The following is a 15,007-nucleotide window of genomic DNA, read 5'->3' as shown; positions in this document are numbered from 1 at the left end:
GTTATCTCAAAAGACTACACGACAGGCTAGCGCGCCTTCTCAAAGGCCTCGTTAAACTCCTGTGCACCACGAATGTCCAGTGGCGTAATTCCGCCCTCATCATGTGTCGTCAGGCGAAGCGTGACCGCTTTATAATCAATTGTAATATGTGGATGGTGGTCAAAAGCCTCAGCAATGGCAGCCACCGCATCGACAAAGGCTATGCCCTTCATATAATCGCTGAACATATATTTGCGCGTAATCGTGTTTTTCACCAGCTTCCAGCCTTCCAGCTTGCCGATCTGCTCGATCAATTCTTCCTCTGTAAGCAGCACATTGTTACCTCCCTTACTTAATTAGTAGCAAAGTTCCGATCGCCTTGTCTCTTTGCTTGTTTAAATAAAACATCCCTTAGCTTCTGAGGTCCAAGGGATGTGCCAGGATAAAGACAATTTTCGGTTTAATTGTATTCTTCAATCCCGGTAAATAGTACTTCGCTCCGTCAATTTTACCACGGGCGGCAGACTGCGGCAAATTCCGCTCTGCTAGATTCCTATTAAACGAGGACAACAGAAGCCAAGTCCTCTTCGCCGAGCAAAACGTTGATCCGGTGTGTATCCTTGTCGTAGATCACAACCCCGCTTCCCACCTCAATGACCGGTTCATTGCCAAGTGCATAGAACAGATCCTCAGCAAGCGCTTCCCATACCTCAAGCTTCGACTCCTGTGGCAGCTCCTGCCATTCCTCCGGGTCCATTTCAAAAAATAAAAATCCGTCGGTAATACGCCCGACTGCTTCGGTCAAATCGTTCAGGATTTCTGCATAATCTCTGCCATGTTTAACGCCCATGTGTATCACTCCGTTTTCTTCACTGATGAATAATAACTTACCTTCTCCATTATAGCCGAAAAAATGACTTCACAAAAAAGGGAATGATGTCGATAAATAAGAATATAAGTTATTCCGTTTGGGTTAAGATGCCCCGCCGCGCTTCAAGGATGATTAACGCGGCTACGTCGGATCACTTCTTAAATCTCATGGACGAGGTGCATAATGGAAATCTCAACAATAATCGGTCTAGTCTTTGGTCTGGTCTCTGTTCTTTTCGGGATGGTGCTGAAGGGCGCTCCCATCCAGAGTTTGGCCACTCCCGCTGCTTACTTAATTATTTTATTGGGTACCGCCGCTTCAATCTTTATGGCTTTTCCATTTTCAGAAATCAAAAAGGTACCAAGCTTGTTTAAAATGATCTTTGTTAAAAAGAAACTGGTCAGCAAAGCGGAACTAATTACTACATTTATGGACTGGGCATCCATCACACGCCGTGAAGGCCTGCTGGCTCTGGAGTCCAAGGTTGATGAAATAGAGGATGGTTTCCTCCGGAACGGCATGCGGATGATTATCGATGGTAACGATCAGGAATTCGTTCGCGATGTACTTATGGAGGATATCCGTGCTACTGAAGATCGTCATAAAGCCGGTGCACTGATCTTCTCCCAGGCTGGTATGTACGCGCCTACGCTGGGGGTACTCGGAGCCGTAATCGGACTTATCGCTGCACTTGCGGACATGACTGAGATGGAAAAGCTCGCCCACGCTATCGGCGGAGCATTTATCGCTACCGTATTGGGTATTTTCACAGGATACGTGCTGTGGCACCCGATTGCCAACAAGCTCAAGCGGCTCTCCAAGCAAGAGATGGATGTCCGCCTAATGATGGTAGAAGGTCTACTGTCCATTCAATCCGGGGTCTCCACGATTGCGATAAATCAAAAACTGGCAGTCTTCCTGACGCCTACGGAACGCGCCAAGCTGCTGGATAAGGAGGAAGGTTCGAGTGAGCAAAAAGACTAGACACGAGGAACATGAGGAGCATGCCGACGAATCTTGGCTGCTGCCGTATTCTGACCTCATGACCCTGCTTGTCGCCTTGTTCCTCGTTATGTATGCCATGAGCGCTACCGATGCCAGAAAGTTCGAAGAAATGGCCCAAGCCTTTAGTTCCGTTCTGAACGGCGGAACCGGCGTGCTGACAGAACGGGCAGCAACACCTTCCGAGAGTAATCTGGACCAGGGAAAGAGCGAGAAGATGAACAATGTCGTCTCCAAGAACACGGGAGAAGCAGAAATGGCCAAGCTGCGCCAGAAGGAACAGGAAGACCTCGAGAAGCTCAAGAAGCAGTTCGATCAATATATCAAGAACAATGGACTGACCGATCTGCTCAGCACCAAGCTGAACCAGTCCCAGCTGATGATTACCATCAGTGACAATGCCCTGTTCGCTTCCGGACAGGCCGTAGTCAAGGATGAATCGAGGCAGCTGGCCAAGTCCATCTCAACGATGCTGCAGCAATTCCCCGACTACGATGTAGTTGTTCAGGGACACACGGACAATATCCCGATTTCCAACACCAGCTATTCCTCCAACTGGGATCTCAGTGTGGATCGGGCCTTGCACTTTATGAAGATTCTGTTGCTTAACCCTAATCTCGATCCGAAGAAATTCAGTCCGATCGGTTACGGAGAATACCATCCTATCGCGGATAACTCTACTGCTGCAGGACGTGCGAAGAACCGCCGGGTTGAAGTCTCCATCATCCGAAAGTATCAAGAGTTCAAGAAATTCACAGGGATTCCACCATCCGATAATTAATTATCCGTCGTGGACAAGCATAGAGCGGCTCCTAAAGGTCTAACCTTAGGAGCCGCTCTATTTATTACCCTTTTATACGGAGCTGATGAGCCTACAGCAGTTCATAATTCAACATGGCCCCTAGCTCTGCTCTTTCATTAGGCGACAGATCACGCCATTGTCCGACCGGCAAGCTGCCTAGGTTGATGTTCATGATCCGGATGCGCTGAAGACGTCTGACCTCATAACCGAAGGCGCTGCACATACGGCGAATCTGCCTGTTCTTGCCTTCAGTTAGAATAATCCGGAAGACCCGCTCTGTGATGCGTGTAACGGTGCAAGGCAACGTCTTCTCGCCCAGAATCTTGACCCCACTGGACATCCCTGTAATAAAGGATGGGGTGATCGGCCGATCAACAGTTACTATATATTCCTTCTCATGACGCCCCTCTGATCGCAAGATCTTGTTGACGATATCTCCGTCATTGGTCAATAGAATCAGACCTTCTGAATCCTTGTCGAGTCGCCCGATCGGAAAGATTCGCTCTGAATGACCTACAAAATTAACAATGTTGCCTTTAATATGTTCCTCTGTAGTAGAGGTGATACCTACAGGCTTGTTCAATGCGATGTAAACGATAGTATTGCCTGTCTCCAGTAAATTCCCGTCAATCCTTACTTCATCGCCCTGCTCGGCCTGACTGCCAAGCATTGCTTGTTCTCCATTGATCGTTACTCTGCCGCTTTCAACCAGCTTGTCGGCTTCACGGCGTGAGCAGTAGCCTGTCTCACTGATGAATTTATTGATTCTCACCTTACTATTCACTCCGTTCTTCATTCATGCTCTTACGGGGGACAACAGCCTCCGCGGCAGGCATCGTAATCGTAACCATCGCGCCTCTGCCTACCTCACTTGTTATCTCCATACTGCCCTTATGTGCCTGTATAATACGCTGGCTAACCATAAGCCCCAGTCCTGTACCGGTTTCTTTATTAGTGAAAAATGGCTCGCCCAGCTTGGGCAGCATCTCTTCCGGAATTCCTTCACCCTCGTCGGCAATCACAATGACCACACAATGATCGGTGGTATACTGTTCCAATGTGATTGTACCGCCGTTCGGCATAGCCTCGATAGCATTTTTAACAATATTGATAAAGACCTGCTTCAACTGATTCTCTTCACAATGGACCGTTGCAGGCTCATCGGAGAATTTGGCTGCGAATTCAATATCGAACAAATGGGCCTGGCTGTCCAGCAGAGAAATAACATCACTGAGGATAAAACGGATATCCTTCTGCTGGAAGTGAACGGCTTGCGGCTTGGCCAGAATTAGAAACTCACTGACAATAAGATTGATCCGCTCCAGCTCGGACAGCATCAGCTCAATATGCAGCGGAATTAGGACCTGCTTCTCCTGCTGCAGCTGCAGAAAGCCTCTCAGCGTGGTCAACGGGTTGCGGATCTCATGCGCTACCCCTGCCGCCAGCTGACCAACCGTAGTCAGCTTCTCTGAGCGTCTCAGTAGCTCTTCCATCCGGTTCCGCTCAGTCATATCACGCGAGACGTGGACGAAGGACAACGGCTTGCCTTCCTCATCCCGGATCACCGAGGTACTGACGCTGACCTCAATGATAGAACCGTCCTTCTTCAATCTTAAGGTCTCAACAGGCGGAAGTACCTTCCCTTTCTTCAGTTCCTCCAGCCGCTCCGCCTCCAGCTTAAGGGCGGTTGCTGGAACGAGATATGGAGTATTCCCTGTCGACTCATGGACGCTCCACCCATACAGCTCCTCAAAGGCACGATTCGTGCTAAGAATCTGTCCATTCATATCCATCGTGTGTATGGCATCGGAAGTTCCGTTAATTACCGACTCCAAGTGTTCCTTGACCGCACGATTCTCTTCCAGTGTCTGGCCGAGACGACTTGTATGCTGCATGAGATGATCAGACATTGCATTAATCCGCTGCGCCAGCTGTCCCAGTTCATCCCGGCTGCTGACCTTGAGCGTCGGCTCAAATTTCCCTCTGGCGACGTCATTCACTTTGGCCAGAATCGCTTTGATTGGACGTGTAACATAGCCGGACAGAATATAACTGCCCAAAAAGAAAATTACCAGCAATAGAAGACTAGTTAAGCTGTTGTTAACAAGCTGTTTATGGATCACCGAGGAAATGACCGAGTAATCCATAACCACACTTACAACATAGGAGCCTCTCCCCGGCTGCATAATAGGGATGAAGCTTTTCAGCACTCTTTTGCCCAGAGCCTTCGTATCCAGCAGCACCGGCTGTTGTCGGCTTATGGCTGCAGCCACTGCCGCCTTATCCTGCTGTACGTTGCCATAAGTATAGCTGCCATACTTAATGGGACGATTACGCAGCTTCAGATTCAATTTATCGCTTCCGTCTGATAACATGCTTGTCAGAGCGAAGGTCTCCGGATTAATACCTGTGATCTCCAGGATCCCTGGATTGACCGCTTGTGTCTGCTTCACAATTTCGTCCGGGCTCATAATCTTAACATAATCATTGACGGAAGTACTGCGAACATAGGGATCAATGATATAATTGCTTGTCCCATCATAGTAGTATCCCCACTTCTCGATAGATTCGGGATTGGAAGTAGAGTATTCGAAGGGCCCCGACCAGAAGTGGTCTAGCACCTGTCCTTGGTCGACGGTAACCTGCTGACTGAGGAACAGCTCCAGGAAAGCAACATACCAATAACCCCAACCCCTGGTGGATAAACCCACCTCTTTGGGGTCAGATGATTTGGCAATCACTATATCATCATTAGTTTTGACAAGCAGCGAAATATTAGACACACCCAGTTTGAGGGATAACTCTCTCAGCTGGCGATTGTCCACATTCTTAATGTCAGGGTCCAGCTCGTGTGAAGCCAGGATCGCAGCCATCCGCAAATTGTTGGCAATCTGGCCTTCAACATAAGCCGAGCTATAGCTGCTCTGTTCTACTGAAACGGCAATCTGCATGGCGGTCATTCTCATGTTTCTTTCCGTTTCATTTCGCAAATTATTTCGCACATCATAGAGGTTAAATGTTAGGTTCAGCACCAGAACAAGCAGCACTGAGCCAAATAAAATGGCTGATAATTTCGTTTTTATGGACAAGCTCCCTTTTCACCTCTTACCGCTGGTAAATCCTAGCGGAGTGTTCATCATTATCATACCTTTTGCCCCTCCATTTGAAAAGGACATTATAATGTAGGAATCCTTACTAGGATTGAAATACAGATACACTTTCACTACAATGGGTATGAAACCATCCACATCTTATGCACATATAAACAGATTATCAGAAAGCGTTGTGCACAAATTTGTGCACAAGTCGGCGGTTATCCACAGAGTTACACACATTTTGTTCAGAACGAATATTTGTTCGTTGAACAATAGAAACAAAATCCGAAGGGAAGATGTACTTTTGAGTAAGATGGAATATGAACCGCCTGTCGACGCACAAGCCGCCCATGAGTATTGGATGAGGTACGCGATTGAAGAAGCACGCAAGGCCGAGGCGCTCGGTGAAGTCCCCATTGGTGCAATTATTGTGCATGATGATAAAATTATCGGACGTGGCTACAATCTCCGCGAGACGACACTGGATTCAACTGCTCACGCCGAAATGGTAGCTATACGGGAAGCGAGTCAGGCCCTGAATTCCTGGCGACTCCTGGATTGCAAGCTTTACGTTACGCTCGAGCCCTGTCCCATGTGTGCAGGTGCGATGGTACAGTCCAGAGTACCACTGACTGTATATGGCACAACGGACCCTAAGGCGGGCTGTGCGGGGACCCTGATGAATCTGCTGGAGGAACCACGATTTAATCACCGTACAGAGGTCATCCAAGGCATACTGCAGGAGGAATGCGCCGAACTATTGACCTCCTTCTTCCGTCGTTTGCGCCGCAAGCCGGCCGCAGCTGACAAAGTAGGCATTCCTTTTGCCAGCCATGATACGAGAAAGGAATAGAACAATGACAATGACTTTGTCTAATACATCCAAAGGAATTTATCTCTCCCCTCTAACGCTTAAAGATGCCGGAGAGTTACTTGATCTACGCCTACGGAACCGAATCGCACATCAACCGGTTGAGCCAAAGCGGGATGATGATTTCTTCACACTTGAAACCCAGCGCCAGCATATCAGTCAGCGGATTGCCGATGCAGATCAGGATCGGGCTTATATGTTCGGAATTTATTCGCTGGATGGCAAGCTCATTGGCCAGATTACTTTGTCCAATGTGGTTCGCGGTGTAGCTCAATATGCTGACCTCGGCTATTTCATTGATAAAGAGACTGAGGGTAAAGGATATATGACTGCAGCAGTCAGACTTGTGCTGGAATATGCCTTCCGCGCACTGGGTCTGCACAGAGTGCAAGCAGGGATCCTGTTGCACAATGAAGGTTCCCGCCGGGTACTTGAGAAAAACGGCTTTCAGGCTGAGGGCGTAGCCCGTAAATACCTCAAGATCAACGGAGAATACCAGGATCACCAGACCTTCTCCATCCTGGTCGATGAATTTAAGTAGAGCCAAGTAGAAACGGCTTTGCCGTCCTCTATGGGACGGTATCCAGTTCAGCGAGAAATATAAGGATGTTTTATAGCATAAAACATATAAATCATTATATTTTAAAAAATCCCGCACGTGCCTAAGAGACACATGCGGGATTTTTATTTTTTACCGATTAAAATGTATCAGAGCTACCACCAAACTGCTTCTGCAACTCATCCAAAGTCACAACAGCATCGCCTTGCGGAATTCCGATTTTGAAATCGGCTTTTTCATTGATTTTGCTATATTGATTGCTGCCAGTGACCGACAATCCGATGTTTGTGTTATCTTCTGGAATGTTCACTTTAAAGTCCATCAGGAGATTCTGATACACCGGGAAATCATCCTTGTTGATCGCGGTATTGAACTGGAACTGGTTGATGGTTAAGTATTTCTCGAGATCGGCCAGATCTTTGTCAATCTCTGCTTTATTCTTTCCAGCCAGTATCTCTTCCTTAGCTTTAGCAAGATCGGCAGGATCTACTTGCAACAAGTCCTTATATTCATCCTTGCTGATTACGTCAAAGAGTTTAGGAAGTGCGTTATTGATGAAGATTGTGATCGCTTCTTTAATGTTGTCATTGTTCAACCCAAACTGAATGACCTGCTTCGCATCTACGCCTTCAGGAAGTCCAGCATCCTTAGGTTTGATGTCTTTGAAGTATTTCGATTCATCGTACTGAGCCAGAACAGCGTCCAGAACTTCGCTCTGAAGCTTGCGCGCTTTCTCAGTATCCAGTGTTGCAGCGTTGAACTCTTGACCTGATTTTTCAGCTAGTTCTTTGAGATCCAGCTCTACAAATTTGCCAACAATGTTCTCAGGAATCGGGAAGAACGGTATAGATGGAACCTTAATATACACTTTTTCTTTAGTGGCAACGATAGGAATCGTAAAGCTCATAGCCATATCGCCCTTCAGGTTAAGAACCAGCGTGGCTTCAGTTTGCATCGGATCTGCTTGATATACACTATCCACGGAAATCTCTGCGTTCTTCAGCATGCTGAGTACCTGCGTAGCCATCGCACTCGATGGATCATCCGTAGGTGCATCAATAGTCAAATCATTGACCACAAATTTGGTATTCAGCTCATAAGAGCTCAGTGTTACCGCTTTAGCTGCGGCATTCTTTAGTGCTTCTTTCGGTGGTTCTTGTTTACTTGCACATCCTGGCAGAATTACAGCTGTTGCAACCAACAACGCTGCCGCGGATAGCCCCCATTTTTTAAACATTATATATCTCCTCTCCCATGCAAAGAAATGTTTCCCTCCCCCTAATGATAAACCATTTGACAATTTTGAGAAACATTACTCAAGAACTAAAGTAGTTTATTTTTTATCCTTGTGGATTATGATGATCCACATGATTGGCCTGCTTCACCTTTTTCGAACCGGAAAGTGGCTCCTGTCCATTAGCTTTAGGCTCCTCCTTGCGACTTCTTCCGGAACTCTGCGTTCCTGGAACCTGAATCGTTTTAGGTTTGCTCATACGCTCTCCTCCTAGGGGTTTGTTAGGTCTTTTAGGGCTTGTGCACATTCATGTATCTGCCGCGTATACTGCTGTGCCAGACCCTGTACGGCATCCGTATGTTCATCTATATGCCGTCCTGCTTGTTCCACATCAATCAAATTTACAGCTACCTCCCTGCTGTCCACATATGTGCAGCGAAAATCGAGTGAGTAATGCTGATGTCCTGCTGCATTAAAATGAATAAGCAGGCTGCTGCAGTCTGCTGCGTCTCCCTGCACGGTGAAGCTATCGCCATCCTCCATAAGCGCGGGCAAACGTTCCTGCCAAGCAGAGACCAACTGCTGTTGATCCAATTGCATATCTCGGTTCATTGTTATAATCACCCTCCTTCTCTAATACATTGCCGAGAAATCCATCTTTTTATTCCCGAATGAAGACGAACAAAAAAAGCCGCCTCCAGAGGAGACAGCTTCGATTCGTTATATATATGATGTTCTTGAAAATAAATGGCGGAGAGGATGGGATTCGAACCCATGTGGGCTTGCACCCTAACGGTTTTCAAGACCGCCCCGTTATGACCGCTTCGGTACCTCTCCAATAAATCTTAAGTCACATGCAATAAGAATTATATCACACAACCCAAAGGTTACGCAACTATATTATTATCGAGCCGATTTTGGGGTGATGGATTTCACATTCCGCATGTACGGCTGCAGGCATTCTGGAATTTGTACGCTGCCATCTTCCTGCTGATAGTTCTCCAGAATAGCGGCTACAGTCCGACCGACAGCCAGTGCCGATCCGTTCAGTGTATGTACGAATTCCGGCTTAGCTTTAGGATCTTTACGGTAACGAATATTAGCACGGCGGGCCTGGAAGTCTTCCGTATTGGAACAGGAAGAGATTTCGCGGTACAATCCGCTTTCAGGCAGCCATACCTCCAAATCGTACGTTTTGGCCGCAGTGAAGCCCATATCGCCTGTGCAGAGCCCCAGCACACGATAAGGGAGGCCCAGCAGTTGCAGCACACGCTCAGCGTCAGCCGTCATTTTCTCAAGCTCCTCATAGGAGGTCTCAGCAGAAGTGATTTTGACCAATTCTACCTTATTGAATTGATGCTGACGAATCAAGCCACGCGTATCACGACCAGCAGAACCAGCTTCAGAACGGAAGCAAGAGCTGTAAGCCACATGATATTTAGGGAGATCGGCAGCCGTCAGGATTTCTTCGCGGTAATAGTTCGTAACTGGAACCTCTGCTGTCGGAATAAGGTAGTACTCTGTGTCACGCAGTTTGAAGAGATCCTCCTCGAACTTAGGCAGTTGTCCTGTTCCATAAAGGCTGTCCTTATTAACAATGTGCGGTGGCAGCATTTCTTCATATTGATGCTCGCCGCTGTGCAGATCCATCATAAAGTTGATCAAAGCACGCTCCAGGCGAGCCCCAAGGCCTTTGTAGAAAACAAAACGTGAGCCTGTAACCTTCGCAGCCGCTTCAAAATCAATAATATCCAGCTGCTGTGCCAGCTCCCAGTGGGATTTTGGCGTGAACCCGAATTCTCTCGGCTGTGACCACCGGCGAATCTCAACATTCTCTTCCTCAGACGTTCCAACCGGAACCGATTCATGGGGAATATTCGGAATACTCATCGTCAGCTCAGAGATTTTGACTTCAAGCTCCCGAACCTCATCATCCAGTTCTTTAATACGGTCAGATACCGTACGCATTTCAGTAATCAGATCCTCCGCAGGCTCACCATTCTTCTTCTTCTTGGCCACCTCTGCAGATACAGTATTCCGACGGTTTTTAAGACCTTCCGTCTCTTGCAGCACCTCGCGACGACGCAAATCAAGCGCCGGGAATTCTGCAATCAAATCCAGCGATTTGCCACGTTTCTCAAGCGCTTGCTCTACGCGCGCATAATCACTGCGCAATATTTTTACATCCAACACAAAGTTTCCCTCCTGAAAATAGCCTTAACTCTTTCAATAGCCTGTTACAGCATTGAAAGAGTGAGGATGTTCTTATATATAGTTCTATTCAATAGCTGCACCGACAACCTGAACCATATCTGCAAAGTATTGATGCAGGCTATAATCGTCAGTTAATTCCGGGTGAAAAGAGGAGACCAGCAGATTACCCTGGCGTGCAGTTACAATCTCGTTGTTATAGACAGAAAGAACCTCCACCTCAGGTCCCACCTCAGTAATGAGCGGAGCACGGATGAATACAGCACGAACTGCTTCATCAATCCCTTTGACCTCCAGATCACATTCAAAGCTTTCCCGCTGGCGTCCAAATGCATTCCGAGCTACGGTAATGTCCATCAGCTCCAAATGTCCGGGCTCACCACTGGCAATTCGTTTTGCAAGTACGATCAGACCGGCGCAGGTTCCAAATACCGGTTTGCCTTGACTGGAAAAGTCACGTATCGCTTCGATGAAGCCGTACTTGCGCATCAGCTTACCGATCGTAGTACTCTCTCCGCCAGGAATGATAAGCCCCTGAACCTCTTCCAGCTGTTCTACCCGCTTAATCGGCAAGCCTACAGCACCAGTCTTCTCAATACTGACAATATGTTCTGTTACTGCGCCCTGAAGCGCCAGTACTCCTATTTTCATCCTGAACCCTCTCTCTATTAACGGCCACACTCCGACACACGTTCGCCGGTGTCAGCGTCGCAATATCGATACCCTTCATCGGTGCACCAAGGTTCTTGGACACTTCAGCAATTCATTACCAGATTGACTACCATTAATCTAACATGTAATTTTACTGCATGAAGCGCAAATATACAACCCGCTAACTCGGATTATCTACTTCAATAGACAAAAAATTCGTTAGAACAAATTCTTGATCCCCTTAAACAGATCACCGAAAAATTCGCCTATTGCTCTAAGAAATAGCTTGAACCAGCCTGCTTTTTCCGCTTCCTCTGCCGTAATCAGATTGACCGTCTTTTGTTGAACGAGATCCATGCCGTCTACCTTGTAAGTATACGTCACCTTGCCGACTTTGGAGGAGGTCGCTATAGGTGCAACCAGAGTCGCTGGATCATTGGTCTGAACAGCAGATTCAATCTTCGGAGAAGTCGTGCCTTTAGGGACGATAAATGTTACGCCTTGATCCGTAACTACCGGTACTTCTTTATTTTTTCCTTTTAACACTGGCACTGTTTCAGTACCTTCAATCACGGTTTTTGGTGCAACAACCTGCTTAATCTCAAAATTGTTAAATCCATAATCAAGCACCTTCTTCGTTTCGGTGAAACGATGCGCCTCGCTATTGGCTCCCATAACCACACTAATCAAACGCATGCCATCACGGACAGCCGTACCTGTAAAGCAGTTCCCAGCACTGGAGGTATGACCAGTCTTTAGACCATCAAGACCAGGATAAGCATAAGCCTTGAAGTTAGCGATATCCTTATTCGATTCTAGCATCCAGTTGTAGTTAACGATCGGCTTCTTATCACGCTCACGGAATTTATAAGATTGAATGGTGGTGTACTTATTAAAGTCCGGGTGATCGGTAACAATATATCTAGCAAGAATGGCAGCATCCATGGCAGACATTACGGTCTCACGATTACTTTCTGGACGGAACTTAGCTGGCATATCGGCCCGGCTAAGACCGGTAGAGTTGATAAAGTACGCCGTCTTCATACCCATCTTCTGTGCCGTCTGGTTCATTAGCTCTACAAATTGCTGCTCCGAACCGGATACCAGCTCAGCCAAAGCAACAGTAGCATCATTAGCCGAACCTACCGCCATCGCGATATACAGCTCTTCAACCGTATGCTCGTCACCTGGAGCGAGGAATATACGGGAACCCACTTGCTTGGAAGCGTTCTCCTGTATGATAACCTTTTGATCCCAAGACAGCTGTCCGTTCTTCACGGCATCAGCTACCAAATATTCAGTCATCATCTTGGTCATACTTGCCGGAGGAAGCGGCACATCCGCATTCAAAGACATTAGGATTTGACCTGTAGTAGGCTCCATCAGCACAGCCGACCGCACATTGAGACCCAGTGAATCTACAGAAGGGATTTTGGATACTGTAACTGTCGCAGCCTTCGTGGTCGGTGTTTTACCCGCATCTGTGGTAGCTGGGGTCTTCGCCGCTTCGGCCAAAGCAGCCGGAATTGATGGTGACAAAAGCATATTTAAAAGCAAACCTACCGTTGCTGTCTTAATCACAAATTGTTTACCGCTGAATTGTTTTTTCTTATACTTCAATGATTACTACTCTCCTTTGAAACTCATTTCAGTGCTTGTTCTATTCTAACACAGGGGTATCTGCAAAAAAAGACAGACCCGGCGAAAATCGCCCGGTCTGTCCATTATTTAGTCGTTCCATTCCATTATAAGGAATAGTTCGGCGCTTCTTTTGTAATCTGTACATCATGTGGATGACTTTCCCGCAAACCAGCACCTGTGATTCGGATAAATGCTGTGTCATTGCGAAGTTCATTAAGATTCTTCGTTCCGCAATAACCCATACCAGAGCGGAGACCGCCGATCAACTGGTGAATGGTGTCAGAAAGAGGTCCCTTGAAAGCTACTCGGCCTTCGATACCCTCAGGAACGAGCTTCTTGTCATCATCCTGGAAGTAACGATCCTTGCTGCCTTGCTTCATAGCGCTCATACTACCCATGCCACGATATACTTTGAACTTACGTCCTTGGTAAATCTCGGATTCACCAGGACTTTCTTCTGTTCCTGCGAATAGACTGCCCATCATAACAGCGTGGGCGCCAGAGGCAATAGCCTTGGTAATCTCACCGGAGTACTTGATACCCCCATCAGCAATGATTGGAATGCCATACTCACGGGCAACTGTCGCACAGTCATAAATTGCTGTAATTTGCGGAACGCCGATACCGGCGATAACCCGCGTTGTACAGATCGAGCCTGGACCAATACCAACTTTAACCACAGAAGCCCCAGCTTCGATCAACTCACGTGTTGCTTCGCCTGTAGCCACGTTGCCTGCAACAATAGTCAGATCAGGGTACAATTCACGCAATTTACGGACTGCATCAATGATGTTGATATGATGGCCATGCGCAGAATCGACTGTAATCAGATCGACGCCTACATTAACCAGTGCTTCTGCACGCTCGAAAGTATCTTTGGAGATTCCGATAGCCGCGCCTACCAATAACCGGCCTTGTGCATCTTTCGCACCGTTAGGGAACTGGATCGCTTTCTCAATGTCCTTGATGGTGATCAGACCTTTAAGGATGTTATTCTCATCGACAAGCGGCAACTTCTCGATCTTATGACGCTGGAGAATGCCTTCAGCTTCCTGAAGTGTTGTGCCCACAGGTGCGGTCACAAGATTCTCACGAGTCATTACTTCTTTAATCTGAATGTTAAAATCGTGAATGAAGCGCAGATCCCGGTTGGTAAGGATACCTACCAGTTTTTTGTTCTCATCGACGATAGGTACACCGGAAATCCGGTATTTACCCATCAGATGCTCTGCATCAGAGACCCAGTGATCCGGAGTAAGCGAGAACGGGTTAGTAATAACCCCACTCTCAGAGCGCTTCACACGGTCTACTTCTTCCGCTTGTTGCTCTACAGACATATTCTTGTGAATGATACCGATACCGCCCTCACGAGCGATAGCGATCGCCATAGCCGCTTCAGTAACTGTATCCATTCCTGCACTAATAAGCGGAATATTTAGCTTTACATTCTTACTCAGAACAGTCGTCAAGTCTACTTCCTTCGGCAGCACCTCGGATTTACGCGGAACCAGCAGCACATCATCAAACGTCAAGCCCTCTTTACCAAACTTATCTTCCCACACCTGGGTCATTCCTCCTCGATAGTTGTATTTATTCTAACCGCCCACAAACTTTATAAATGAAGAAAGGCTCGATCAAGTCCATTCACGATAGACAAAAGTACAGCGGCAAAAGTTGTACGAAATCGTATCTTCAGTGTAGGTTTGAGATGCATGTCCAAAAATATATTATTGTCCATCTTAGCAAAGGGCATTTGCACTGTCAAGAATATTACATCATCAATTACTGGATTAAAATTTGCCTTCTCGGGTAAGCGAATTCTTGGACAAAGGTCCATGGTACATGGACAAAAATATTGTTTCTATCCACCATCTAGATACATTTTATAAGGCATTTAAGTCTTTATTTTACAAAAATAACCCAATTAATTTCCATTTATTATGCTCATAGAAAATACAAAAAAGCCCTTGCTGATTAACTCAACAAGGACTCGTATGCTTGGCGGCGTCCTACTCTCCCAGGACCCTTCGGTCCAAGTACCATCGGCGCTGGAGGGCTTAACGGTCGTGTTCGGGATGGGTACGCGTGGAA

The 15,007-nt window shown here is 47.0% G+C and carries 15 protein-coding genes, 1 tRNA gene and 1 rRNA gene; 4 read left to right on the top strand and 13 right to left on the bottom strand.

Going from position 1 to position 15,007, the window contains the following annotated elements; translation table 11 throughout:
* Positions 1 to 26: 26 nt before the first annotated feature.
* Entirely contained in the window at positions 27 to 314 is a 288-nt protein-coding gene (locus tag ACFORK_RS28625) for a 4a-hydroxytetrahydrobiopterin dehydratase (RefSeq protein ID WP_379205474.1), read from the bottom strand.
* 221 nt (positions 315 to 535) lie between these two features.
* Positions 536 to 829: a hypothetical protein gene (locus tag ACFORK_RS28620; RefSeq protein WP_379205473.1), complete on the bottom strand. Its 294-nt coding sequence runs from the start codon at positions 827 to 829 to the stop codon at positions 536 to 538.
* A 204-nt stretch (positions 830 to 1,033) separates the two neighbouring features.
* Here ACFORK_RS28620 and motA point away from each other — a divergent pair, with 204 nt between their 5' ends.
* A complete protein-coding gene (gene motA, locus ACFORK_RS28615) occupies positions 1,034 to 1,834 on the top strand; it encodes a flagellar motor stator protein MotA (RefSeq protein WP_379205472.1) in 801 nt (266 codons plus the stop codon).
* Positions 1,818 to 2,633 (top strand): flagellar motor protein MotB, encoded by an 816-nt coding sequence (gene motB, locus ACFORK_RS28610; protein ID WP_379205471.1) that lies wholly within the window; start codon positions 1,818 to 1,820, stop codon positions 2,631 to 2,633. The genes motA and motB overlap by 17 nt, the downstream gene beginning before the upstream one ends.
* Before the next feature lie 91 nt (positions 2,634 to 2,724).
* Here the strand turns inward: motB and rluF are convergent, their stop codons facing one another.
* Together rluF and ACFORK_RS28600 are read right to left on the bottom strand one after the other, a co-directional pair.
* Positions 2,725 to 3,426: a 23S rRNA pseudouridine(2604) synthase RluF gene (gene rluF, locus ACFORK_RS28605; RefSeq protein WP_379205499.1), complete on the bottom strand. Its 702-nt coding sequence runs from the start codon at positions 3,424 to 3,426 to the stop codon at positions 2,725 to 2,727.
* Between the two features lie 4 nt (positions 3,427 to 3,430).
* Entirely contained in the window at positions 3,431 to 5,743 is a 2,313-nt protein-coding gene (locus ACFORK_RS28600) for an ATP-binding protein (RefSeq protein WP_379205470.1), read from the bottom strand.
* 319 nt (positions 5,744 to 6,062) lie between these two features.
* Here ACFORK_RS28600 and tadA point away from each other — a divergent pair, with 319 nt between their 5' ends.
* Together tadA and ACFORK_RS28590 are read left to right on the top strand one after the other, a co-directional pair.
* The gene (tadA, locus tag ACFORK_RS28595; protein WP_379205498.1) at positions 6,063 to 6,602 is read left to right on the top strand and encodes a tRNA adenosine(34) deaminase TadA; all 540 of its coding nucleotides are present in this window, start codon (positions 6,063 to 6,065) and stop codon (positions 6,600 to 6,602) included.
* Between the two features lie 4 nt (positions 6,603 to 6,606).
* A complete protein-coding gene (locus tag ACFORK_RS28590; RefSeq protein WP_379205469.1) occupies positions 6,607 to 7,161 on the top strand; it encodes a GNAT family N-acetyltransferase in 555 nt (184 codons plus the stop codon).
* 157 nt (positions 7,162 to 7,318) lie between these two features.
* Here ACFORK_RS28590 and ACFORK_RS28585 read toward each other — a convergent pair whose 3' ends face one another.
* The 9 genes from ACFORK_RS28585 to rrf all read right to left on the bottom strand — a co-directional run.
* Positions 7,319 to 8,416, bottom strand: coding sequence for a hypothetical protein (locus tag ACFORK_RS28585; RefSeq protein ID WP_379205468.1), 1,098 nt, complete (start codon positions 8,414 to 8,416; stop codon positions 7,319 to 7,321).
* A 103-nt stretch (positions 8,417 to 8,519) separates the two neighbouring features.
* Positions 8,520 to 8,672, bottom strand: coding sequence for a small acid-soluble spore protein P (locus ACFORK_RS28580; RefSeq protein WP_379205467.1), 153 nt, complete (start codon positions 8,670 to 8,672; stop codon positions 8,520 to 8,522).
* 11 nt (positions 8,673 to 8,683) lie between these two features.
* On the bottom strand, positions 8,684 to 9,025 hold the full coding sequence (locus tag ACFORK_RS28575) for a hypothetical protein (protein ID WP_379205466.1): 342 nt from the start codon (positions 9,023 to 9,025) through the stop codon (positions 8,684 to 8,686).
* A 136-nt stretch (positions 9,026 to 9,161) separates the two neighbouring features.
* Positions 9,162 to 9,250: transfer RNA gene (locus ACFORK_RS28570), tRNA-Ser, on the bottom strand.
* A gap of 66 nt (positions 9,251 to 9,316) precedes the next feature.
* The gene (gene serS / locus ACFORK_RS28565; protein ID WP_379205465.1) at positions 9,317 to 10,606 is read right to left on the bottom strand and encodes a serine--tRNA ligase; all 1,290 of its coding nucleotides are present in this window, start codon (positions 10,604 to 10,606) and stop codon (positions 9,317 to 9,319) included.
* Between the two features lie 84 nt (positions 10,607 to 10,690).
* A complete protein-coding gene (gene pdxT / locus ACFORK_RS28560; protein WP_379205464.1) occupies positions 10,691 to 11,275 on the bottom strand; it encodes a pyridoxal 5'-phosphate synthase glutaminase subunit PdxT in 585 nt (194 codons plus the stop codon).
* Between the two features lie 219 nt (positions 11,276 to 11,494).
* A complete protein-coding gene (locus tag ACFORK_RS28555) occupies positions 11,495 to 12,895 on the bottom strand; it encodes a D-alanyl-D-alanine carboxypeptidase family protein (RefSeq protein ID WP_379205463.1) in 1,401 nt (466 codons plus the stop codon).
* Between the two features lie 125 nt (positions 12,896 to 13,020).
* Positions 13,021 to 14,478 (bottom strand): IMP dehydrogenase, encoded by a 1,458-nt coding sequence (gene guaB, locus ACFORK_RS28550; protein WP_379205497.1) that lies wholly within the window; start codon positions 14,476 to 14,478, stop codon positions 13,021 to 13,023.
* A 434-nt stretch (positions 14,479 to 14,912) separates the two neighbouring features.
* Positions 14,913 to 15,007: ribosomal RNA gene (rrf, locus tag ACFORK_RS28545) — 5S ribosomal RNA — on the bottom strand; the annotation flags it as partial.

It is taken from the genome of Paenibacillus sp. GCM10012306, from assembly GCF_042649265.1.
Classification (GTDB): domain Bacteria; phylum Bacillota; class Bacilli; order Paenibacillales; family Paenibacillaceae; genus Paenibacillus_AQ.
Note: the sequence above shows the minus strand (reverse complement) of the source record. Positions and strands in the feature narration are given on the sequence as shown.